This window comes from Flavobacterium sp. LM5 (genome assembly GCF_002017945.1).
Taxonomy (GTDB): domain Bacteria; phylum Bacteroidota; class Bacteroidia; order Flavobacteriales; family Flavobacteriaceae; genus Flavobacterium; species Flavobacterium succinicans.
Window position 1 is genome coordinate 329354 of the sequence record NZ_MUFX01000001.1, and the last position, 24758, is coordinate 354111.

At 34.4% G+C, this 24758-nt stretch carries 14 protein-coding genes; 6 read left to right on the forward strand and 8 right to left on the reverse strand.

The genetic code is table 11. The features are described from left to right. Positions 1-248 precede the first annotated feature (248 nt). The 3 genes from BXU11_RS01350 to BXU11_RS01360 all read left to right on the forward strand — a co-directional run bounded on the left by BXU11_RS01350 (position 249) and on the right by BXU11_RS01360 (position 7987). Positions 249-1559 (forward strand): NCS2 family permease, encoded by a 1311-nt coding sequence (locus tag BXU11_RS01350; RefSeq protein WP_078210736.1) that lies wholly within the window; start codon positions 249-251, stop codon positions 1557-1559. Between the two features lie 248 nt (positions 1560-1807). After that, on the forward strand, positions 1808-7291 hold the full coding sequence (locus BXU11_RS01355; RefSeq protein ID WP_078210737.1) for a T9SS type A sorting domain-containing protein: 5484 nt from the start codon (positions 1808-1810) through the stop codon (positions 7289-7291). Between the two features lie 3 nt (positions 7292-7294). Beyond that, positions 7295-7987, forward strand: coding sequence for a SusE domain-containing protein (locus BXU11_RS01360; protein WP_078210738.1), 693 nt, complete (start codon positions 7295-7297; stop codon positions 7985-7987). 75 nt (positions 7988-8062) lie between these two features. Here the strand turns inward: BXU11_RS01360 and BXU11_RS01365 are convergent, their stop codons facing one another. Together BXU11_RS01365 and dprA are read right to left on the reverse strand one after the other, a co-directional pair. Next, a complete protein-coding gene (locus BXU11_RS01365) occupies positions 8063-8920 on the reverse strand; it encodes an MBL fold metallo-hydrolase (RefSeq protein ID WP_078210739.1) in 858 nt (285 codons plus the stop codon). 381 nt (positions 8921-9301) lie between these two features. Continuing rightward, positions 9302-10402: a DNA-processing protein DprA gene (dprA, locus tag BXU11_RS01370; RefSeq protein WP_078210740.1), complete on the reverse strand. Its 1101-nt coding sequence runs from the start codon at positions 10400-10402 to the stop codon at positions 9302-9304. A 234-nt stretch (positions 10403-10636) separates the two neighbouring features. On the opposite strand from dprA, the gene BXU11_RS01375 reads away from it, so the two are divergent. Then, positions 10637-11620: an SPOR domain-containing protein gene (locus BXU11_RS01375; protein ID WP_078210741.1), complete on the forward strand. Its 984-nt coding sequence runs from the start codon at positions 10637-10639 to the stop codon at positions 11618-11620. A gap of 155 nt (positions 11621-11775) precedes the next feature. Here BXU11_RS01375 and BXU11_RS01380 read toward each other — a convergent pair whose 3' ends face one another. The 6 genes from BXU11_RS01380 to BXU11_RS01405 all read right to left on the reverse strand — a co-directional run bounded on the left by BXU11_RS01380 (position 11776) and on the right by BXU11_RS01405 (position 21898). Further along, complete coding sequence (locus BXU11_RS01380) at positions 11776-14046, reverse strand: helix-turn-helix domain-containing protein (RefSeq protein ID WP_078210742.1); 2271 nt, start codon at positions 14044-14046, stop codon at positions 11776-11778. Between the two features lie 244 nt (positions 14047-14290). Then, entirely contained in the window at positions 14291-14857 is a 567-nt protein-coding gene (locus BXU11_RS01385; protein ID WP_024980478.1) for an OmpH family outer membrane protein, read from the reverse strand. Between the two features lie 227 nt (positions 14858-15084). Beyond that, a complete protein-coding gene (locus BXU11_RS01390; protein WP_078210743.1) occupies positions 15085-15945 on the reverse strand; it encodes a bifunctional 2-polyprenyl-6-hydroxyphenol methylase/3-demethylubiquinol 3-O-methyltransferase UbiG in 861 nt (286 codons plus the stop codon). 178 nt (positions 15946-16123) lie between these two features. Next, a complete protein-coding gene (mnmG, locus tag BXU11_RS01395; protein WP_078210744.1) occupies positions 16124-17995 on the reverse strand; it encodes a tRNA uridine-5-carboxymethylaminomethyl(34) synthesis enzyme MnmG in 1872 nt (623 codons plus the stop codon). Positions 17996-18189: 194 nt separating this feature from the next. After that, complete coding sequence (gene ybeY, locus BXU11_RS01400) at positions 18190-18609, reverse strand: rRNA maturation RNase YbeY (RefSeq protein ID WP_078210745.1); 420 nt, start codon at positions 18607-18609, stop codon at positions 18190-18192. Beyond that, the gene (locus BXU11_RS01405; RefSeq protein WP_078210746.1) at positions 18602-21898 is read right to left on the reverse strand and encodes a hypothetical protein; all 3297 of its coding nucleotides are present in this window, start codon (positions 21896-21898) and stop codon (positions 18602-18604) included. The genes ybeY and BXU11_RS01405 overlap by 8 nt, the downstream gene beginning before the upstream one ends. A 145-nt stretch (positions 21899-22043) precedes the next feature. Between BXU11_RS01405 and gltX the strand changes: the two genes are divergently transcribed. Both gltX and BXU11_RS01415 read left to right on the forward strand, forming a co-directional pair. Beyond that, positions 22044-23558, forward strand: coding sequence for a glutamate--tRNA ligase (gene gltX, locus BXU11_RS01410; RefSeq protein ID WP_078210747.1), 1515 nt, complete (start codon positions 22044-22046; stop codon positions 23556-23558). Between the two features lie 213 nt (positions 23559-23771). Continuing rightward, on the forward strand, positions 23772-24752 hold the full coding sequence (locus BXU11_RS01415) for an SPFH domain-containing protein (RefSeq protein ID WP_078210748.1): 981 nt from the start codon (positions 23772-23774) through the stop codon (positions 24750-24752). Positions 24753-24758 lie beyond the last annotated feature (6 nt).

Below are 24758 nucleotides of genomic sequence, written 5' to 3' on the forward strand. Positions count from 1 at the left end.
AATAGTTTGGATATGTATTAGGTTTTCAAAATTAGTAGAAGCATTTAATAAAACGCCCTCTAATTAACGGTTTTTTGTGATTCTTAAATAAAAGTAGCACAAAAAAACCATCTTACTAACCAAAGCAACACAGCACATGCACAAAATCAATCACTTACAATAGTTAACATTGACCAAAAGTTTGCCAACAAGAATACTGAAAAATGTATTTTTGTAAAAAAAGTGATTTTGAACTATTAGGATAAAATATGAATAAAATAGCCGCATTTTTCAAGTTAAAAGAACGAAATACTTCATTCAAGCAAGAATGTATTGGAGGAATGGTCACTTTTCTGGCCATGGCCTATATTGTTTTTGTCAATCCCAATATCCTGGCCATGACAGGAATGCCAAAAGAAGCCTTAATTTCGGTCACTTGTATTGCAGCTATTTTTGGTACCCTTTTGGTGGGTTTGTGGGCCAATGTTCCTTTTGCCATGGCGCCTGGGATGGGCTTGAACGCCATGTTCGCTTTTACGTTAGTACTCGGAAAAGGCATGTCTTGGCAAGATGCTTTGGGTGTCGTTTTTCTGTCAGGTGTATTTTTTACTATTATTTCCCTTTTTGGGGTTCGACACAAAATTGTAGACGCGATTCCTAAAGATTTACAGCTTGCTATAGGTTGTGGTGTGGGATTATTTATAGCCTTTATCGGGTTAAAACAAATTGGTTTGGTAGTGACGCATCCACAAACTTTGGTGGGCTTGGGTAAATTTTCACCAGCAGTAGTTATCGGCTTGGCGACTTTACTTTTGACCGTAGTCCTTGAAATGTACCGCATCAAAGGATCTATTTTGATTGGCATTATTTTCGGATCAATCTTAGGCTTTGCTTTTGATCCTGCTATTGGCGCACTACCAAGCACTATCGTGGCCATGCCACCTTCTATCCTGCCGCTTTTTGGCCAATTGAATATCGTAGCCGTTTTGCACTTGAGTTTTGCCTCGGCCATTTTTTCATTTCTATTTGTGAGCTTGTTTGATTCCATTGGCACGGCCATTGCTTGCTCTTACGAAGCCAATTTGGTAACCAAAAAAGGAAAAATGCCGCATCTCAAAAAAGTGCTCGAAGCCGACGGAATTGCCGCCATGGCCAGCGGAATTTTAGGAACGAGCAATACCGTAACTTTCCTTGAATCGGCTGCGGGTATTGCCAACGGTGCCAAGACTGGTTTAAGCGCGGTGGTGGTAGCCTTGTTTTTTTGTCTTGCCTTATTTTTTTCGCCCATCATTACGCTAGTCCCCGTTTATGCCACGGCACCGGCCTTGATTTTAGTGGGTATTTTCATGTCCAAGCATTTATCGAAAATCAATTTTTCGGAATTGCATATCGCTGTGCCAGCATTTTTAACGGTTATTCTTATGCCGCTCACGTACAGTATTAGTAACGGCATTGCCTACGGATTTTCGAGTTATATTCTATTGGCGCTACTGAGTCGTAAAACCAAAGAAGTGTCTCCATTTATGTGGGGTGTTGGGGTATTTTCAATCCTAAGTCTTTGCTTAGAACAGATGGGGTAAAGCGCAATGTTCTTAAGTAAAAGGATAAAATGATTGCTGATTTTTGGTTAAAAAGGCGAAACAATCGTTAATCTAAAATCTCTAAACTTAATAACTTTAGGATAAAGTTGGGTATTCGAGATAAACATCACCATTAAAAAGCAACATGAGTTAGATAACAAAAAATAATATACTTTTCTTCTAAAATTTATCTTAATGTAAAATGATTTTCATAAAATTGTAGTAATTTATTACAAAACCCCTATTTTATGAAAACAAAATTACTTTTGCTGTTTTTGTTTTTGACGATTACCTTGCAGGCCCAAACGAATTTGGTTCCCAATGGTGATTTCGAAAACTGGACATCTTCCTCACAACCAGACAAATGGTTCAGATCTTTTAGCGGATTAGTATTCCAAAGCACTTCAGCTCAAAATGGAAGTTCGAGTACTAAAATGCAAATTACGAGTGGTACTCTTAATTTCATCAACAGTGAATTTTTTCCGGTTGTAGCCGGTAAAACGTATCGCATTACGATGTATCACAAACTGGTTACGGGAACTTTCTCGGCCATTGACCTAAGTTTGTATCACCAACCAGGTACTTTTAAAGAAGAAATTGCTAAAAAAACAACTGCGGTAACTTCCAGCACCGAATGGCGTAAATTAGAATTTGACTACACCCCAACCGTAAGCGAATCTATTGAAGTGGATATTTGGACAACCGGTACCCTGAACTCAGAAATTTTAGTTGATAATGTTTCTGTAGTTGATGCTGCTACTTTAGGACCACTATACACTTCGATTCCTGACCTTAATTTTGAGAAAAAACTAATTGAATTAGGTTACGACTCCGGTACTCCTGATGGTAAGGTGTTGACTTCAAATATAAAGGCTGTAACATCACTCACTCTTGACGCAAAAATCATAGCAGATATAACGGGTATTGAGGATTTTGTGGCATTAAAAACATTAGATTGCTTTAGTAATAGTTCGTCTTCCAGTGGCGGAGATGGTTTATTAACAAAACTGGATGTCTCAAATAACCGGGCATTAACAAGTTTAAATGTTTCTGCAAATAAACTAAAAACTATAGACATCTCGAAAAACTTGCTACTAACCTCATTAAATGTTTCTACAAATGGGGTTACTGCATTGGATGTTTCTAATAATGTAGCTTTAAATACACTTTATTGTTCTAATAACCAATTAACCACACTAGATCTCTCTAAAAATGTAGCTTTAAAGGAACTTTATTGTCCTATGAATCAATTAACCACACTAGGCCTTTCTAAAAATGTGGCTTTAAAATATCTTTATTGTAGCAACAATAAATTAACTACCCTTGATTTATCTAAAAATGTAGCTTTAATTGTCCTTTCGTGTAGTTCTAATCAATTAAGCAGTTTGAATCTCAAAAATGGTAAAAATACTTTACTAACTAATTCAAATATATTGCTTTCATCCAATCCGAATCTAAGCTGTATTTTGGTGGATGATGCTACCTATGCCAATACCAATTGGGCGGATAAAAAAGATTCTTTTGCTTTTTTCTCTCCTTATGATTGTAGCTTAACAACACAAATAGCTGATACTAAATTTGAGGACAAACTCATTGCGTTAGGCATTGATACGGATGGGAAAAATGGTGTAATCTTAAACTCAAGTATTGCAACTATATCTACATTAGATGTTAGTAATAGTGGCATTATAGATTTAAAAGGTATCGAAGGGTTTAAAGCCTTGACTGCTTTAAATTGTTCTGGAAATCAATTGAAAAAATTAGATCTTTCTAAAAACACCACGATTGCTGCTTTAAATTGTGCTAATAATCCAAGTTTAACTTGTATTCAAGTAGCTGATATTGCCGCTGCTGAAAAATGGAACACTACCAAAGATACTACAGCAAGTTTTAGTTTAGATTGTACTATTTACACGTTAATTCCAGATACTAAATTTGAAGATAAATTGATTGCACTGGGGATTGATAAAGATGGTAAAAACGGCAAAGTGGCTACCCAAAGTATAGCTGGCATAACCTCACTTAATGTTAATTACAGTTCTATAACAGATTTAACAGGAATTCAAGATTTTGTAGCTTTAACTAGTCTAAATTGTTCTAGCAATCAATTAACCACATTAGACCTTTCTAAAAATGTAAGTTTAAAAGGACTTAGTTGTTATACTAACCAATTAAACACGCTAGACCTTTCTAATAATGTGGCTTTAACTTCACTTGATGTAACAAGCAACCAATTAACCACACTTGATCTTTCTAAAAATGTAGCTTTAACATATCTAGTTTGTAATAGCAACCAATTAACTACACTAGATCTTTCTAAAAATGTGGCTTTAACTTCACTTGATGTAGCTAGCAACCAATTAACCACGCTGGATCTTTCTAAAAATCTAGCTTTAAATGTACTTTATTGTTCTAACAATCAATTAACCACATTAGACCTTTCTAAAAATGCAAGTTTAAAAGGACTTAGTTGTTATACTAACCAATTAAACACGCTAGACCTTTCTAATAATGTGGCTTTAACTTCACTTGATGTAACAAGCAACCAATTAACCACACTTGATCTTTCTAAAAATGTGGCTTTAACTAATCTAAATTGTTCTAGCAACCAATTAACCACGCTAGATCTTTCTAAAAATGTGGCTTTAACCACACTTTATTGTTCCGAAAACAAACTAAGCAGTTTGAACCTTAAAAATGGTAATAACTCTTTAATCAAGTCCGATAAAATATACCTTTCTAAAAATCCTAATCTAAAATGTATCGTGGTAGACGATGTTGCCTACGCTAACAACAATTGGGCGGGTAGAAAAGATACTTTTGCTTTTTTCTCTCCATATGATTGTAGCTTAACAACACAAATAGCTGATGCTAAATTTGAAGATAAACTCATTGCGTTAGGCATTGATACGGATGGGAAAAATGGTGTAATCTTGAACTCAAGTATTGCAACTTTAACTATGTTGGACGTTAGTAATAGTGGTATTATTGATTTAAAAGGCATCGAAGGGTTTAAAGCCTTGACTACTTTAAATTGTTCTGGAAATCAATTGAAAAAATTAGATCTCTCTAAAAACACTGCAATAGCAACTCTAAATTGCTCAAATAATCCAAGTTTAACTTGTATTCAAGTAGCTGATATTGCTGCTGCTGAAAAATGGAACACTACCAAAGATGCTACAGCAAGTTTTAGTTTAGATTGTACTGTTTACACGTTAATTCCAGATGCTAAATTTGAAGATAAACTGATCGCACTTGGAATTGATAAAGATGGTAAAAATGGTAAAGTGAAAACTGAAAGCATAGCTGGCATAACCGCACTTGATGTTTCTTCTAGTTCGATAACAGACTTGAAAGGAATTGAAGATTTTGTAGCGTTAAAAACCTTATACTGTTACAGTAATGGTTTAACCAGCTTAGATATAACTAAAAATGTTGCTTTAAAAGATTTATCATTTAGTAGCAATAAATTAACCACATTAGATCTTTCTAAAAATGTGGCTCTAACATATATTTCTTGTTCTAATAACCAATTAACCACATTAGATCTTTCTAATAATGTGGCTTTAACAACTCTTAATTGTTATAGCAACCAATTAACCACGCTGGATCTTTCTAAAAATGTAGCTTTACAAGATTTATTATGTAGTAACAATAAATTAACCACATTAGATATTTCTAAAAATGTGGCTTTAACTAAACTTAATTGTCATAACAACCAATTAACCTCACTAGATATTTCTAAAAATGCGGCTTTAACTAGTCTTGATTGTACTCTTAATCAAATAACCACGCTCGATCTTTCTAAAAATGTGGCTTTAAAAGAACTAAATTGTTATATTAACAAATTAACTACACTAGATCTTTCTAAAAATGTAGCTTTATCAGATCTTAGTTGTTTTGGCAACCAATTAACCACGCTAGATCTTTTTAAAAATGTAGCTTTATCAGACCTTAATTGTTTTGGCAACCAATTAACCATGCTAGATCTTTCTAAAAATGTGGCTTTAACTTCACTTGATGCAAGAAATAACAAGTTTCTTACTATAAATCTCAAAAATGGTAAAAACACGTTGATTACCACCAATTCAATTAATCTTACTGGAAATGCCAATCTAAAATGTATTTTGGTGGATGATGTAACCTATGCTACGGATAATTGGGTTACCAAAAAAGATGCTTCTGCCTCTTTTAATGCCACGGATTGTACTCTGTATACACTAATCCCAGATGCTAATTTTGAACAAAAATTAATAGATTTAGGCATTGATACCGATGGGAAAAATGGAAAAGTTATAACTTCTAGTATTGTTTCACTTACTAAATTAAACGTTTCAAATAGCTCAATAACCAATTTGACTGGAATTGAAGATTTTAATAGTTTAACTGAGTTAGTTTGTGAAAATAATAGTTTAACTACCATTAATTTAGCTAAAAATCAAGCCTTACTGTCTTTAGATTGTTCCAATAATAAACTAACAAGTTTAGATGTGACCAAGAATGTTAATTTGAAGACTTTATACTGCAGTAACAATGAATTAACCACGTTAAATGTTTCTCTAAACAAAAATCTAACGGAATTGTCATGTAATTCAAATAAATTGTCTGCGTTAGATGTTACCAAGAATACAACTCTAACCTCACTAAGTTGTGGCACAAATCAATTGAAAACGTTAGATGTTTCAAAGAACGTTCAATTACAATCTTTATCCACTAGTCAAAATTTACTAGAACAATTAAACGTTACTACTAACACAAAACTTGAATCTATTGTATGTAACAACAATTTACTTAGTACACTTGATTTGTCTAAAAATGTAAAAATAACCACGATTGATTGTTCGTACAATACATTGAAAAGTTTAAATCTAAGAAATGGTAATAATGCATTTGGAGCCGGGATGATGTTTGTAAAGAACTTTACCAACAACCCCGCTTTAACTTGTATAGAAGTTGACGATGCCAACTATTCTAATACAAAATGGCCTTTTTACAAAGACGCTACTGCAAGTTATAGTACAGATTGTAAATTTAGTTTACCTTCAAACAATTTCGCAATTGAATCAAAAGGAGAAACCTGCCTAAATTCAAACAATGGCGAAATAAACATTACTGCAACAGCAGCTTATGGATATAAAGCGACAATAAATGCAACTCCATATACATTTGCCAATAACAGTTTAAAAGTAACCAATCTAGCACCTGGGACTTATAAAGTAACCATTACTATTCCTGGTGAAACGTTCGAACAAATTTTTACTATAGTTATTCCTAAAGGAGCAACTATTACAGGAAAATCAAGTCTATCAGCAGAAAAAGTAGCGGTTGAAATTGCTACAGGAACGGCTCCTTATACTGTTTTCTTGAATGGAGTAGAACAATTTGAGACCAATGCTACTTCTTTTACTGTAGACGCGAAAACAGGCGGTCTATTGGAGGTTAAAACTGCCAAAGCTTGTGAAGGAATTTATGCGAAAGACATTGCAGCATTAACTGGTACAGTTTCCGCTTTCCCAAACCCAACTTCTGGGGCTTTTGAAATAGAAATACCTGCAACCAACAAAGAGGTTAGCATCAGTATTTACTCGTTAGAGGGTCAATTGATCTCTAATAAAATATATACAGTTGAAAACGGAAAAGTTCAATTGTCACTTGAGAATCAACCTGAAGGGATTTATATGACTAAAGTCGAGTTTGACCGTCCTGTTTATGTAAAAATTATTAAAAAATAAAAAATGAAACGTTTAGTATATTTATCAATCGTTAGCCTAATGGTCACTGCTTGTAGTAGCGGTGGCGGTGACGACAAACCTGAAGTTAAAAACACAGCACCTACAGTACCTGCTTTGGTAGCACCTTCTGATAACAAACTTTGTTTGAACGCCACTGTTGTATTTGAATGGAGTGCTGCAACTGATGCAAATAACGATGTAATCACTTATCAATTACAAGTTGCCAAAGACAATCAGTTTACTCAAATAGTGAAAACCGAGGATGTTCAGGGCTTAAGTAAAAGCATCAACTTAGAAAAAAATACCGCTTATTATTGGAGACTTAAATCCACAGATAGTAAAGGTCTTTCTAGTGCGTATTCATCCACCTACAAGTTTTACACTTCAGGAGATGCTGTAGTTAACCATCTTCCGTTTGTGCCTGAATTGGTGGCTCCTACCCAAAATGTGGTGTTAAATACTTCAAGTACTACACTAAAATGGAACGCTACTGATGTTGATGCCACTGATGTTTTAACTTATGACATCTATTTTGGAACCACAGCCAATCCTACTACAAAAATCAAGGAAAATAATACTTCAAAATCATTTGATGTTACTTTGGAACCTACTAAGGAATATTTTTGGAAAATAGTTGTTAAAGACAACAAAGGTGGAGAAACTACTGGACAAGTTTGGAAGTTTAAAACCAACTAATCACTAGTTTTATAAAAAAAAGCCCCGTTTTCAATTATATGAAAATGGGGCTTTTTTATGCATATTAAAAGTCTTTTATAAAACCTCTTCACATTTAAAAATCTCTTTTAAACGAACGCCTTTTTCGGTGTGTTGTACCGTAATGATTTCGTTATGGGCATCGTGTTCTAAGAACAAGAAGTGGTTGTGATCTGCGGCGGCGGTGAGTACTTTGTTTTTCTCAGGCATAGTGAGCAACGGGCGCGTGTCGTAGCCCATCACATACGGCAGCGGAATATGGCCAGCTGTTGCTAATAAATCGGCGCAAAAAACGATGGTTTTTCCTTTGTACGAAATAAGTGGTAGCATTTGCTTTTCGGTGTGGCCGTCGGCGTAGAAAATGTCAAAACCCATTTCGGTGGATACACCAAAATCACCTTCTGGACGTTGGATAAAATGAAGCTGACCGCTTTCTTGCATAGGCAAAATATTTTCGGATAAAAAAGAAGCTTTTTCGCGTGCATTGGGTTTTGTGGCCCATTGCCAATGGTTTTCGTTGGTCCAAAATTTAGCGTTTTTAAAAGCAGGTTCATAACCTGTTCTCTCTTTATTCCACTGAATACTTCCTCCGCAATGATCAAAATGCAAATGGGTCATAAAAACATCGGTAATATCATCGCGATGGAATCCGTGCTTTGCCAAGGAAGCGTCTAATGAATGACTGCCCCAAAGCGAATAATACCCAAAAAACTTTTCGGATTGTTTGTTGCCCATTCCTGTGTCGATCAAAATTAAGCGATTGCCATCTTCGATTAACAAACAACGTGCGGCAATGTCTATCAAATTATTAGCATCGGCGGGGTTGGTTTTGTTCCAAATGGTTTTGGGCACTACGCCAAACATGGCGCCACCGTCGAGTTTAAAATTTCCGGTTTCTATAGCGTATAACTTCATTTTTGATTTTTATTTTATTTCAAAAGTATGATTTATTGTGAAGAAAAATGAAAATTATAAGTTAAGATCGGGATTCGAGTGAGCGTAATGTCGTTAAGATAAGGAATAATCAATAATTTGATTGTTGATTTTTGATTAACAATTTTTGATTGCTGATGGGTAAAACATTGAAAAAACTAGTCTTTTTTATTTATTAGCAAAAAATCTAAAATTGTTAATTTTTAATCTAAAATCTCTTAATTTAAGGACATTACGCGTGAGGGATGGCAGTGGAGCTCTTTTTAGTGAAGGCATTTTTCTTGCCTTTACTAAAAAAGCGGGAACGTACAGCCCGACCCGAAGTTTTTACGTAGGGGCACGCCCAAATAAAAATATCCTCGTCTAGATCGCCTCAAACAATTTTCCTGGTAAGGGACGAATGACGCCTTTGAGTTCCATATTGAGCAAGATTCCAGATAACCTGAAAATGGGTAAATCGCAGGCTAGAGCAATGGTATCGAGCATTTCTTTGCCCGATTGTAGCAAGTAATCATAAATTTTTTGCTCTTCGGGAGCTAAAGAAACGAACAATTGTTTTTGGATAGATTTGGTTGGGGTTTGTAGGTCCCAATTGAGATGATACACCAAATCAGCCGCGTTGGTGAGTAATTGTGCTTTTTGGGTTTTGATCAACATGTTGCATCCCTGACTGTATTTGTCTGAAACGCGACCGGGAACGGCAAAGACGTCTCTGTTGTAATCGTTGGCCATATTGGCGGTGATTAAAGAACCTCCTTTTTCGGCCGATTCGATGACAATTGTTGCCTCACTCATTCCGGCAACAATACGGTTGCGGCGCACGAAGTTTTCTTTGTCCGGATTGGAGCTGCTCCAAAACTCGGTCAAGAAACCGCCGTTTTGCTCCATTTTAGCCATGTATTTTTTGTGGGTTTTGGGATAAATTTGATTCAAGCCGTGCGCCAAAACGCCAATGGTTTGTAATCCGTGTTCCATCGCCAATTGATGCGCGACAATGTCTACTCCGTAAGCAAAACCACTAACAATAATTGGGTTTAAGGGTGCCAAATCTTCGATGAATTTTTTACAAAACTCGGTTCCAGCAGAAGTAATTTGTCGGGTTCCGACGATGCTGATGATTTTGCGGTTATTCAAATCGATCGACCCTGCGGAGAAGAGCAACAGCGGACTATCGAAACAATGCTTTAATCGTTCGGGATACGTTTGGTCTTGAAAATAAGAAACACTAATATCGTTTTTTTGAATAAAATTAAGCTCGGCTTGCGCTTTGACATAAATGTTTGGCTCTTTTAGATTTTTGAGCAACATGGCTCCCACTCCATCAATGGCCGCCAATTGCTGGGATTTGGCTTGGAGTACTGATTCGGCATCGCCAAAATGATGGATTAATTTTTTGGCGACAATGTCACCTACTCCTTCTACACTTTGAAGGGCTAAGAGAGAAAATAAGGCAGTTTCGGTCATGCGATTCTTTTGGTATTTTGGCGTATAAAAATGAAATTGAAAGGACAGTAAACGACCTTAAAAAATAAAAAAACAACCCAAAAAGGATTGATTTATGGCCATTTTAAAGACTTTTTAAGTTCCTGTAAAATGAATAACTATTTGAAAGTGAAAAGTATAAAATAAAAATGAATTTGTTAATAAAAATTGTGAATAAAACTTTGATAACTATTTTCGTTCGTTAACTTTGCGAATATGAAAATCGAACAATACATCGCTCAGCTTTTGTACCGTTACCAATGTGTAGCTGTACCGGGATTTGGTGCTTTTTTAACTGAAACCCAATCCGCACAATTGCAAGAAAGTACTAATTCTTTTTTTCCTCCTAAAAAAATGATTTCGTTCAATGCGAATCTAAAAAACAATGATGGCTTATTGGCACATCACGTGGCTCAGGCTGAAAAAACATCGTATGATTATGCGGTGAGTTTGATTCAGTTTGAAGTATTTAGCTGGCAAAAAAGATTGGAAACACATGGTGTATTATCGTTTAAAAACATTGGAACTTTTCGCTTAAATGCTGACGCCAATTTGGTATTCACTGCCGAAGAAACGAACCAATACTTGACCACGTCTTTCGGGTTGAGTCCGTTTGTATCTCCGATGGTGAAAAGAGAGCTATTTGAAAAAGCGGTGGAAGCAAAAAAGATGATCGAAGAGCCAACACTTAGAACGCTTAAGGTAGAAGAAGTAGCTGAAGAGGAAACCAAAGGAACTCGTTACCCATTTTTACGTTATGCAGCTATTTTTGTTTTAGGCTTAGGTATCACTTCAAGTGTAGGCTACAGTATTTATCAAAAGGAAATTGAAAACCAAACTTTATTGGTAGAAACATCGGTACAAAAAAAGGTGCAAAACAAAATTCAAGAAGCTACCTTTTTTATTGAAAGTCCAATTCCTACGGTAACTTTGTCTGTAAATACAACAGCTAAAAAAACAGCGGCTCCTTTGCGTTATCACATTATGGCAGGAGCATATCGCAGTGAAACAAATGCCAATAAAGAATTGCAAGGCCTTAAAAAATTAGGCTACGAAGCCAAAAGAATTCCAATCAACAAAAATGGGCTTTATCCTGTAGTTTACGGTAGCTATTCAAATTTTGCAGAAGCCAGAAAAGCACAAAAAGAGATTATTGAAGATCACAATCCCGATGCTTGGATTTTGATTCAAACACTATAAAAAACCAAAACCTATTCCGAAACGAATAGGTTTTTTTTATTAGCATCCTTCGCTAAATCAACTCCAAAATAAATCTGGCATAGTACTAAATCACTTTGGTTTAGGAAAATCTCATCCGAGATTATTCTCGCAAAGATCTATAAGTAACTTTGGCTTTATTGATTTAAAGTGGCTTTGTACATGCGTAATTCTTCCCAGCTAAAAGTATCACCATGCTTTTCTTTTAAAGGACCCAAAGTTTCTTCTTGGTATCCAAAAAAAGCATCGGCTAATGCTATGCGCTTCTCCTCTGGGAGCACTTCTTCAATACTAATTTTTTTCTGGCTCAACAATTTGGTCAAATGCAACATTACGGTTTCCTTGGTTACCATTCGCATCAAAGCAATTTCGGTAATGGATTTCTTTTGTAACCACAGTTCGTAAGTTTCCTCAACGGTAGTTTTCTTTTTGGCTTTACCTTTTTTATCTTTGGTTGCATATCGCTCCTTTTCAGGTGATTCTTGTAGTAAATCGCCATGTTTATCCCTATACGCCGCTTTGATTGTTTCAATTTTCTGAGCTACATAGGTTTTAATTTCAGGAGAAGTCAACTTTTCTTTGGAAATAGGCTCGCCAGCCACTACTGTAGCTAACAAAAGTTGAGCTTTCATGAGCTTCAATACAGCTTTGGTTTGTAGACTTTCTAATTGCGATATTTCGTCAAAAAAACCTTTTGATTTCTTACTATGCTGCGTTTCTTCCAATTTCCAAAGTAAGGCCTCAACTAAGGCGTCCATAGGCTTCCAAAAATAATCAAAAGCGGCATTCAGTCGGAGCTTCACATGATGGAGATCAACCGTTTCGGTGGCGAATAATTTTTGTAGTTGAACCATAAATTTAGTCGCAGGATCTACAAGTTGTTCCATAATTTGAGCTTTTTCAATGGCCCAGACGGCATGTTTCGCTTTCGTTGATGAAGTACCTGAATCTTGATAACTAAAACGATGGTTGCGCCATTCTTGGGCTAACTCCTTCCAATCGAATGTGGTACATAGAAATTGCAAAATAAAATTTTTGGTTTCAAAATGAAGTGCGGCTTGTAAATAGGGCTCGGTCGCTTTATTTTGAGCATACTCCATCACTTCTTGATCATTAGAAATACCATTCATTCTAAGCGGAGAAAGCAAAATAAGCCCTTCTAACGAACGCAAACGCGAAAGAGCAACATATGCTTGTCCAGGAAGAAAAACTTGCGATACGTCGATCGCTGCTTTGTCAAAAGTTAAACCTTGACTCTTGTGAACTGTAATTGCCCAAGCCAACTTGATCGGATATTGTACAAAAGTTCCCAAAACCTCCTCTTCGATTTCTTTCGTCAAAGGATCTACTTTGTAGCGAATATTTTGCCATTCGTACTTTTCGACTTCTATGGTTAGATTTTCTTCCGCAAAATGTACACGAATTTCTTTAGTACCCAGGGCAGCTACTACCCCCATTTTACCGTTAAAATATTGTTTTTCGAACGATACATCATTTTTAATAAACATCACTTGTGCCCCAACTTTCAATTCCAATTGCGATTCTAACGGATACATCTTTTCGGGAAAATCACCCGTAATATCTGGATAATAACGATACAACTTTTGAGGTAATTCAGCAAGCGAATCAGTATTGATCGAATCTGCTTTTGCATTGTGCGTGGTCAAACAAATATATCCTTTGTTCGCTTTAAGATCAAAATTAGGTTGTACAAACTGGTTTAAAATCGCTACATCTTCAGTCGTAATTTCATTGTTCCTCAAATGATTCAAAACAGATATAAAACGCTCATCGGTTTGTCTGTAAATATGAGTAAGCTCAATGTACAAAGGCGGATGCTGAACTAAAACCTGCGCATGAAAAAAGAATTTACCCGTATAGTGTGCACGCAAAACACTCCATTCTTGATCGCGAATAACAGGAGGTAATTGTAATAAATCTCCTATAAATAATATTTGCACACCGCCAAAGGGATTATGATTTTTGCGAACGGTCTGCATCATAAAATCCATAGCATCAAGAACATCCGCTCGCAGCATACTCACTTCATCAATAATCAATAACTCCATATTACGAATTACGGCTTTCTTAAGACCGCCCATTTTAAAATGACGTTGTAAAGTGGCTTTGGTTTCAAATTTTAAGGAGTCAGAAAATTGTGGATCAGAATAATCTGGAATAAAAGCCCCAAAAGGCAATTGAAACATGGAGTGAATGGTGACTCCGTTTGCATTTAACGCCGCAATACCTGTGGGTGCAACCACAACGGTATTTTTATGAGTTGTAGCTATAATTTGGCGCAAGAGTGTAGTCTTACCCGTTCCGGCTTTTCCTGTTAGAAAAACAGACCGATTGGTTTGATTGATAAATTGTAACGTATAAAGAGCTTCGGGAGATAAATTTTGCATGGCGTATAACTAAAAATGAAAAAAAAGATGAATTAATAGGCTAATAGCAACAAAAAAGATAATCAGCGTAAAATTTACGAATTGGAAGATAAAAAAGCAAAAAATAAACCATTACTAAGATCAAATTCAAACAAATTTAAAAAGAATAGGCATTTAAAATTGAATCGCAGCTGTAAACGTGTCACATAATAATAAAAAAGCCTTCATCTTTTCAGATGAAGGCTATATTGCGAATCATTTACGCTTATTTTTTATCGGCTGCTTTTTCTTCTTTTGCAGCTGCTCCAGCTTTGTATTTGTCATTCAAAGCTTTGATGATTTCTTTCGTAATATCAAATTTATCTTCTGCATACAAGATAGATGCGGCATCGCCAGTACCATAGATGTAAGCATAACCTTTTTCTTTACCGTACGCTTTGATAAACTTTTTCACACCACTTACAAGCGAATCCATTTCTTTCCCGCTTTCCATTTGCAATTGTTGAGATAAAGCTTGTTGCGCATAACCTAACTGTTGCTCTCTTTTTTGTAATTCAGCTCCTTTTTTTTGAGCCCATTCTTGACCGTTAGCTTGCGCTTGAGATTGAAAATTAGCAGCCTCTTGTTTGAAACGATTAATTTCAGCTTCTAACTGACGTCCTTTTTCCTGTGCTTGAGTTTTATATTTTGCCTCAAGATCTTTTGCTTCTGTGTATTCTTTCATTAATTCAGAAGTATCCACATAAGCTGTTTTTACTTCTTTTACTTCTGCTTTTTTATCACAAGACACAAATGCAATTGCAAGGGCCAGGATAAGTAATGATTTTTTCATTGGAGATAATTTATTTTAGATGTATTACAAAAATATAAAAAAATAGTTGGTATCAAACTAAAGTTTAAAAAATGGGCAAAATAAGCCAAATCAGTTTTCCTTATTAAACAAAAACAAACCATAAAAATACTCGATTAAAACTGACACATATAGCTTTAAAATGCGGAAATATTTTAAAAAAGAGTACTTCTGATACGTTTTTAAGCAAAAACTAGGCTTAAAATGGCTTAAAATCGATTTTGGCTCTTTTTAAGAACATAAATGAGCGAAGAATACTCCATTGAACGACGCGCTTTCCAATTAGAACGCAAACCAATAAAAAATGCTTTAATATAATTCATTTTTCCTTTTTTGTATTTTTCAGAAAGCAGACTCACATAAAAAGAATCAAATTTCATAGGTAGAACTTTTGTCAAATTGAAATTCTCTTTTTGAAAAAGCAGTTCGATCGCTTTTTTAGAAAAATGCCAAAAGTGAATGGGCACATCGTAGGCCGCCCAAAAATTTTGATAATATTCCGCATCATAAGATTTGAAATTAGGAACCGCTATAATTAAAGTTCCAGAAGGTTTTACTAATCGTTTCAATTCCTTTATCTGAAAATCTAAATCTGGAACATGTTCTAAGACATGCCACATCGTAATACAGTCAAAACTATGATCAGGTAAATTGGAAGTTGTTTCCTCAAAAGAAATACCTTTAGTAAAGGCAATTTTTTTTGCTTTCTCACTAGGTTCAATTCCTACTGTTTCCCAACCATTATTTTTAGCTACCAATAAAAAATCTCCTGTTCCTGCACCTATATCCAAAAGTTTTCCTTTGGATGGCTGTTCTGAGTTAATTAATTGCAATTTATTTTTCAAAGCAATTCCTTTTACAAAATGATAGGCTTTTTCAAAAAGGCTTCTTTTAGAATCGGTATGCGAAATATAATCTACACTTTCGTAATACTTCCCTAAATTATCTAAACTGGGTTGCGGATGTGTGATGAGCATATCCAAAGATTCATCGTGATACAAATCGAATTGCTCTTGAGAAACCGAATAATCTTGTACGGTTAAAAAATGTTTTTTATTCAAAATTGTCATTGGGGTGTGTTATAAAGTAAAAATTGTTATCCTTTTATCAGATAACAATTCTCGTTGATTTAAAATTAAGTTTCACGTGGAACATATTATGTATCGATTTTTAATCGTATCCCAGAAAAACTAAAAAAATAAACAATAAATTAATTTGTAAAAAAAAGAAGAATAGTAAACTTAAAAATTATCGACCCATATAAATTAAAAGTACAGAAACGTCACTTGGCGAAACACCACTGATACGAGAGGCCTGCGAAATAGTAACGGGACGAATCTTATCTAGTTTTTGACGTGCTTCTATAGACATGGATTTAATTTTTGAGTAATCGAAATTCTCAGGAATCTTTACTTCTTCTAACCTAGTCAGTTTATCAGCATTATTTCTTTCTTTTTCGATATAACCAGAATATTTAACTTGAATCTCGGCTTGCTCTAATATTTCATCGTCTAATTCATTCTCTTCAATATAGTGCTTCACCTTTTCGAATTGCAAAATATCATCTAAATCAATTTGAGGACGAGAAAAAACTTTAAACATTTTATCTCCCTGTGTTATCAATGAGGTATCCTTTGCTGCTAAAATAGGATTGGTTTCAGCCACACTAACACTAGTTTCTTTAAAAAAGGCAACCATCTTTTCAGACTCGTTTAATTTCTTTTCCATTCTGCGTAATCGAGATTCAGAAGCCAAACCAATTTCAAAAGATAGTGGGGTCAAACGAAAATCAGCATTATCCTGACGAAGCAAAGTACGATATTCAGCTCTAGAAGTAAACATTCGATAAGGTTCTTCGGTACCTTTAGTAATCAAATCATCGATCAACACTCCAATATACGCTTCATCACGTTTCAAAATAAGAGGTGCTTTATCGTGTACTTTCAAGTGCGCATTGATACCCGCCATCAATCCTTGAGCAGCTGCTTCCTCATAACCGGTAGTTCCATTAATTTGACCAGCAAAAAACAAACCTTCAACCAATTTAGTTTCGAGCGTATGCTTTAATTGTGTTGGTGGAAAATAATCATACTCGATAGCATACCCCGGACGAAAGAATTTTACATTCTCAAATCCAACAACTGAACGTAACGCTTTGTACTGAATATCTTCAGGCAAAGAAGTTGAAAATCCATTCACATACATTTCACATGTATTCCAACCTTCTGGTTCTACAAACAATTGATGTCTATCTTTATCAGCAAAGCGATTAATTTTATCTTCAATAGAAGGACAATAGCGAGGGCCTAAACTTTTGATACGACCATTAAACATTGGCGAACGATCAAACCCTTCTCTTAAAATACTATGCACCTCATTAGAAGTATACGTCATATAACAAGAACGTTGCTGTTTTAACGGAGAGGTTAAATCTGAATATGAAAATTTATGCGGTTTAGCATCTCCTCTTTCTTCATTCATTTTAGAAAAATCCAAAGAACGTCCATCTACTCTAGGAGGCGTTCCTGTTTTCATTCTTCCAGATTCAAAACCAACATTTACTAAATCTTCCGTAATACCATACGCAGCACTCTCCCCTGCTCTACCACCGCCGAATTGTTTTTCACCAATATGAATCAAACCATTCAAAAAAGTACCATTAGTTAAAACTACAGACTTCGAACGAATTTCAACACCAAGAGAAGTTTTAATTCCCTTAATCGAGCCATTCTCAAAAATCAAACCCGAAACCATCTCTTGATAAAAATCCAAATTAGCGGTACCCTCCAACATCATTCTCCATTCTTCAGCAAATCGCATACGATCACTTTGAACCCTTGGCGACCACATCGCAGGACCTTTGGATTTATTCAACATTTTAAATTGAATCGCAGTACGATCAGAAACTATTCCTGAGTACCCACCAAGCGCATCAATCTCACGAACAATTTGCCCTTTAGCAATTCCACCCATAGCGGGATTACACGACATCTGCGCAATGTTCTGTAAACTCATCGTAACCAAAAGCGTCTTCGAACCCAAATTTGCGGCAGCAGCAGCAGCTTCAGAACCGGCATGCCCAGCTCCCACAACAATCACATCATACTCACTTAAAAACATTGTAAAAAATTTAAAAGAATAATATTCTTTGTTAAGTGTTCCACGTGAAACTTATTAAAAAGGTTTCACGTGGAACATGAATAATAAATTAAAGAAAGTCTGGTTTTAATAAAATGTTTCACGTGAAACAAAAAAAAGACAATAAAAAAATTAAAACATTGTTTCACGTGAAACAATACGAGTAAAAAAATATTTTACTGTTCCACGTGAAACAGCGCTAACTTTTCATCTTCTTTTTTTCTCATTAGTAATTCATCAGCTTCTGATTTATCTTTATAACCACAATAATGAAGAATCCCATGAATAATTACGCGTCTTAATTCGTCCTCAAAAGGAACATTATAATCAACCGCGTTATCTTGAACACGCTCTACAGATATAAAAATATCACCATGAATTTCGTTACCTAAAGAATAATCGAAGCTAATAACATCAGTGAGTGTATCATGATCCAGATACTCTACATTAATTTGGTGAAGATATTCATCATCACAAAATATATAATTAATATCTCCTTCCGTTTTATTCTCAGAAACAATAACCTGAGAAATCCATTCTGCAATAGCAGTATCATTCTCTAAAACAAAATCTGATTCGTAATTAAAATCAATCATTTTTATTAAAATATTTTTGAACCTTTTGGTTGAAATTTGGCTGCAAAGGTAGTGATTGTCTGTTTAATATCTCAACACTGTTTAAGTATTGTAACAAACTAGCGGGGAGCGGCTTTGATGTATTGTTGAATGCTTTAGAATTGGATTCAGCTTTACGTTTGGTGTCCTCGCCTTGTTGTTGTAAAGCGGTTTCAAGTTTTAATAATTCTTGATTAATAGAAAGTGAGCGTTGTAAAACATCATTCTTAAAACCTTTATTCAAAAGTTGTTTTTCAAGTTGTTTCATCTGCTCTAAAATCTTCTGTCCATTTCCAGTTAGACCTTGTTTTGATAACTCATTTTGTAGCGCGTCGCGTAATTCCTTTTGCTCTTTATAAATCTGCATTATCGCTTTAGCATCACCTTCGCCGTCTTGACCTTCATTGCCTTTAGCATCCTTTTGACCTTTACTACCAGATTTAGGATCACCCTCACCAGGCTTATTCTCGGGATTCATTTGTTTTTTCATCTTATCACCTAAACCTTTTTGCTTTGAAATAATATCAGGTAATTGCATGCCTTTACCTTGCCCAGGTTTAGGATTCCCACTTTTCATACCAGATAAATTCATCTGCATATTACTCAATAACTCGCTCAAAAAATCAGCTAACTTATTGGATGAGGCAATAGAAAATTGTTGATGTGAAACTCCTTTAGAAATTATACCGTTCCCTAATTTATCAATGGCACTATCTAAATTGTATTGCACATTACCTACTTCCTTGGTTATCTCTTCTTGAATTTTAGCATTACGCAAAGAGAGCGTGAATAAGGAATCGTCTACATGTTTAAATTGTGTCTTTAAATTTTGTTGCTTTTTTAAGTTAACATTATAACCAAAAGAACCAACTTTAGATATTTTAAATTGCTTCATCACCTCCTCCTGAGAGAAAGAAAAAGAGAGTAAATTATCTAAAACTTGGCGTAACATTTTAACGTCTTCTTCTAATTGTTCTTGCTCGTTTTCAGCCATAGATTCTTTTAATTGATTACTTAAAGACTTCAATTCGTTGGCTGCCTTTTTTTGATTCGATTTAGCAGATTGCGTTTGTTTTTTATTCAACTGCTCTTTAGCTGACTTCATATCATTTGAAATAGAATTTTCCAAAGGCTGAGTGTTGGGAAGTTCCAGAGGATTTTTTAAAGATTGATTTTCTTTTTTTACATCCTCTAACTGCTCTTGTATATTCTTAAATTCATCAGATAACTTATCCTGCTGTTCCACTGCGTTCGGAGAAGGTGTGTCAGATAATTTTTGCTGTTCCTGAGAAAGCTTCTCTAATTTATCAGCAATTTGGTTGGTTTTCTTATCGACATAATACCGTTTTGTTAACTCGACTAATTGCTCCAAAGTTTTAACTTGATTACTACTGGATTGTTTGAATTGTTGTAGTTTTTCTTGAAACTCTTCATTGTTTAATTTATCATTAAGTTGGTTTAATTCGTCTAATAACTTCTTGTTTTTATCAATAGATTCAGTAACTTTCTCAAGACGTTTTTCAAGAATAGCTTTCGTTTCATCTTTGGTTTCTGTCGACTCTTTTTGTAGATTATCTTTAATTTTTTCAGCAAAAGATTTCATTAAATCATCTTGTTGCTTTTGTCTTTGAATAAAATCTTGAGCCAATTTTTGATCTTTAAATTCAAAATCTTTCTTCTCTTTTCCAAGCTTTTTTAACTTCTCTAAATCTGAAAACTGTTTACTTTGTTGTTCTAAAGTTTTATCCAAACTATTTAAATTTGAATTTTGTTGTTCAAAAATGGCATCTTGTTGTTCCGTTTTCGAATCAATGTGATTAGAAAAAACTATTGAACGAGTACTCTTAAAATTATGCAAGGCATCATTATCAAATACTTCAAAATAGAAATCATAATCAACACCCTCCTGCACTGGAAGATTAGAAGGAAATGAAAAAACAAATTGATCAAATACACCATGGTTACAATTTAATGTTCCACGTTTAGCAAACTGAGGTTTACCCTTTTCGTAGTATACTATTTGAAGCTTAGAAATACCATAATCATCATTAATCTTACCTACCAAATGGTTGCTTTGTTGCTTTACCTCTGCAGGAATATCGATCATTTCGATACTTGGAAACTGATCTTTGACAACAACGAGTTGATAACTGAGTTTTTCAAAGTTTTTAATGCTAGAATTAGAGGTAATAACTTGATAATCTGTATTTTGATTAAATATTTTACTAAAATTAAATGATTGAACTGTAGCAACAAACGGATAAGACTCCTTCCCTATCATAAACGAAATGAAATCAGTTGCATTACCAACAATTTTCCAAGAAATTTTGGTGCCTTCAGGAATAATTGCATTTCCAGTGCCCTTAACAACCTCGCGCTTTCGATTAAGATAATTAGGGAAATCCATCACCATTTCAAAACTAGCAATAGAAGGTACTGCTACAACATTCAATTCATAATCTTTAGTAATAACAGCATTAGATTCTAAATGGAAAATTAAATTTTCACTCGTATTTGTAAAATTAAATTGAAACACACCAGGTGAAATAGCCTCCATAAAATAACTTTCGTTACCAATGTAAATTAATACATTTTCAGGCACAACGTTACCAACGGCTTTGACTTGCAATACAAATTTTTTATTTTCTTGAACAGATAAACTACTATTTTGAATCACTAATTCAAATGGCGATGGTTTAACAAAAGTAGCATTATAGTGTATCACACGATTAAAACTTTGTGAAATAATAGCCGTATTACCGGAAACATAAAAAAGTAAAATGAAAAATAAAGGAATCAAAGCAATAGGAAGAAATCGCTTATTTTTCTTAAAATTAATCGCATTACTAAAAGGAATCATTACAAAAGATTGCGACATCTGCTCAATAGAGGCAACTAATAATTCAGAAGAAATAGTAGTAGGTTGAGCCAATTGAAGAAAATTAAGCAACTTATCCCCTACTTCTGGAAAATGATTTCCAATAATTTGAGCAGCTTGCTCGTAAGAAATACCCTTTTTAAGTTTGATAATTTTAAATATTGGAAACGCAATAAAACGGACCAATAAAAACAATTCTACAAAAATAAACGTCCAAAATAAAAAAGTACGAGCCGCAGGTTGAAGCCACAGAAAGTATTCAATAAATAAGGTAAATAAAAAATACAGTAGACCAAAACCAATAAAAAGTAAAATTCCACGAACTAATTCATTGGTATAAAATTTACGAGTAAAAGCCTCTAACTTTTGATATATAATGATACGAGATTCCAAGAGATAAAATATTTAAAATATAACCTATAAAATTACGATAATAACCAATTCAAAAACATAAAAAAAAGGCATAAAAGAACACCACTAAAAGAAGAAAAAAAGATTACGAAGGCTAAAATCGTATATTTGTAAAAAAATAAAAAAGATGTCAAGACCCGTAAGAGTGCGATTTGCACCAAGTCCAACAGGACCTTTACATATAGGCGGAGTAAGAACCGCACTATTTAATTATTTGTTTGCCAAAAAAAACAAAGGTACTTTCTACTTAAGAATTGAAGACACGGATCAAAATAGATTTGTACCAGGTGCAGAAGAATACATACTAGAAGCACTAGAATGGCTAGGCATAGCACCAGATGAAACCGTTGGAAAAAATGAAAAATTTGGCCCTTACAAACAAAGTGAAAGAAAAGAATTGTACCATCAATATGCAGATATTCTAATCAATTCTGGGAATGCTTACTATGCCTTTGATAGCGCAGATGATCTAGATAAAGTTAGAAAAGAATGTGAAGAACTAGGAAAAACATTCATATATAATCATACTAATAGAACACAACTTAACAATTCACTAGTTTTAACTGAAGAAGAAACCAAAGCAAAACTAGCCTCAGGTGCTGATTATGTAATACGCTTCAAAACTCCTACAGACGAAACTTTACACTTAAAAGACATCATTCGTGGCGATGTAAAATTTGAAACCAATCTACTAGATGATAAAGTATTATTCAAAAGCGATGGTATGCCAACGTATCATTTAGCCAATATAGTCGATGATCATTTAATGGAAACTACTCATGTAATCCGTGGTGAAGAATGGTTACCTTCCATGCCACTACACGTATTATTATATCGTGCTTTTGATTGGGAAGCTCCTGAATTTGCACATTTACCACTAATTTTAAAGCCTATTGGAAACGGTAAACTTTCCAAAAGGGATGGAGACAAACTAGGTTTCCCTGTTTTTCCTTTAGAATGGACTACAGCAGAAGGTACATCCTCTGGTTACAGAGAAAAAGGCTTTTTCCCTGAAGCTGTTGTTAACTTCTTAGCGCTATTAGGATGGAATGATGGAACAGAAAAAGAATTGTTTTCATTAGAAGAATTATCTGAAAGTTTTGACTTAAAAAGAGTACATAAAGCTGGAGCTAAGTTTGATCCAGAAAAAAATAAATGGTTCAATCACCAGTATTTAATCCACAAATCAGATGCAGATTTAGCACAAGAATTTAAATTAATTGTCGCTGAGAAAACCGGAGCAATAGAAAACCTAGCAATAGAAAAGCTTACTAAAATTGTTTCTTTAATTAAAGAACGTGCCAATTTTGTATCAGAATTTTGGGAACTATCCGACTATTTCTTCGAAGCTCCTACAAATTATGAAGAAAAAGCAAAGAAAAATTGGAAGGAAGAAACACCAGTATTGATGCAAGAATTAATCACAATACTAGAAGGAATAAATGATTTTACTTCATTACATATTGAAACAATAGTGAAAGATTGGATGACGAAAAATGAAATTGGAATGGGTAAAATTATGCAACCGTTTCGATTAAGTTTAGTTGGTGCACTCAAAGGCCCTCACCTGTTCGACATTGTAGAACTAATAGGAAAACAAGAAACGATAACAAGACTACAGAAAGCAATAAACACATTGTAAATAAAAGCCCTCCACTTGGAGGGTTTTTTGTTTAGTTAAGACAGTAAGGTACATAAAAATTCAGCAATATAATGAAAGAGAAAAAATAAAAACAACAATCAAAAAAACTGGTTAAAGAAATCCAATAAAGTATTAACAAAACAATAACTACATCAATTGTAACATAAAAATATATGACACGTATAAGTAGTAACGAATCTTAAAACAAAAATTATGGACGTATTTTTAATTATTACTTTAGTCTTCGGACTGTTTATTTTTCTTTCTTCCTTCTTTACAGTGAAGCAACAAACAAGCATTATTGTAGAACGTTTTGGTAGATTTCACAGTATTAGACAATCTGGTCTTCAACTAAAAATTCCATTAATTGACCGAATTGCAGGACGTGTAAATTTGAAAATCCAACAATTAGATGTTATTATCGAAACCAAAACTAAAGATAACGTCTTTGTGAAACTAAAAGTATCTGTGCAATTTATGGTGGTGAAGGAAACAGTATATGATGCCTTTTACAAATTAGAATTTCCACACGATCAAATTACTTCCTATGTATTTGACGTGGTAAGAGCTGAAGTACCAAAATTAATTTTAGATGATGTTTTTGAGAGAAAAGATGATATCGCTATCGCGGTAAAAAGAGAATTGAACGAAGCTATGACCACCTATGGCTACACCATTATCAATACCTTAGTTACTGACATAGATCCAGATATTCAAGTAAAAAATGCAATGAATAGAATTAATGCAGCTGATAGAGAGAAAACAGTGGCAGAATTTGAAGCAGAGGCATCAAGAATTAGAATTGTAGCCAAAGCCAAAGCAGAAGCAGAAAGTAAACGTTTACAAGGTCAAGGTATAGCTGATCAAAGAAGAGAAATTGCAAGAGGGTTGGTAGAAAGTGTAGATGTATTGAATAAAGTAGGTATCAATTCACAAGAAGCTTCAGCATTAATCGTTGTCACACAACATTATGATACATTACAGGCCATTGGTGCTGATACTAATTCCAATTTAATATTGTTACCCAACTCACCGCAAGCTGGCAGCGATATGTTAAACAATATGGTAGCCTCCTTCTCTGCTTCTAACCAAGTGGGAGAAATGATGAAGAAAACAGAACGTAAAAAAGTAAAAAAAGACAATAACAAAACAATTGAACTACCAGATATCAATGAAGAGACCACAGAAGAATAACAATAA

Coding starts and splice junctions, on each gene's coding strand:
- BXU11_RS01350 (WP_078210736.1), top strand. CDS start 249: ATGAATAAAATAGCCGCATTTTTCAAGTTAAAAGAACGAAATACTTCA.
- BXU11_RS01355 (WP_078210737.1), top strand. CDS start 1,808: ATGAAAACAAAATTACTTTTGCTGTTTTTGTTTTTGACGATTACCTTG.
- BXU11_RS01360 (WP_078210738.1), top strand. CDS start 7,295: ATGAAACGTTTAGTATATTTATCAATCGTTAGCCTAATGGTCACTGCT.
- BXU11_RS01365 (WP_078210739.1), bottom strand. CDS start 8,920: ATGAAGTTATACGCTATAGAAACCGGAAATTTTAAACTCGACGGTGGC.
- dprA (WP_078210740.1), bottom strand. CDS start 10,402: ATGACCGAAACTGCCTTATTTTCTCTCTTAGCCCTTCAAAGTGTAGAA.
- BXU11_RS01375 (WP_078210741.1), top strand. CDS start 10,637: ATGAAAATCGAACAATACATCGCTCAGCTTTTGTACCGTTACCAATGT.
- BXU11_RS01380 (WP_078210742.1), bottom strand. CDS start 14,046: ATGCAAAATTTATCTCCCGAAGCTCTTTATACGTTACAATTTATCAAT.
- BXU11_RS01385 (WP_024980478.1), bottom strand. CDS start 14,857: ATGAAAAAATCATTACTTATCCTGGCCCTTGCAATTGCATTTGTGTCT.
- BXU11_RS01390 (WP_078210743.1), bottom strand. CDS start 15,945: ATGACAATTTTGAATAAAAAACATTTTTTAACCGTACAAGATTATTCG.
- mnmG (WP_078210744.1), bottom strand. CDS start 17,995: ATGTTTTTAAGTGAGTATGATGTGATTGTTGTGGGAGCTGGGCATGCC.
- ybeY (WP_078210745.1), bottom strand. CDS start 18,609: ATGATTGATTTTAATTACGAATCAGATTTTGTTTTAGAGAATGATACT.
- gltX (WP_078210747.1), top strand. CDS start 22,044: ATGTCAAGACCCGTAAGAGTGCGATTTGCACCAAGTCCAACAGGACCT.
- BXU11_RS01415 (WP_078210748.1), top strand. CDS start 23,772: ATGGACGTATTTTTAATTATTACTTTAGTCTTCGGACTGTTTATTTTT.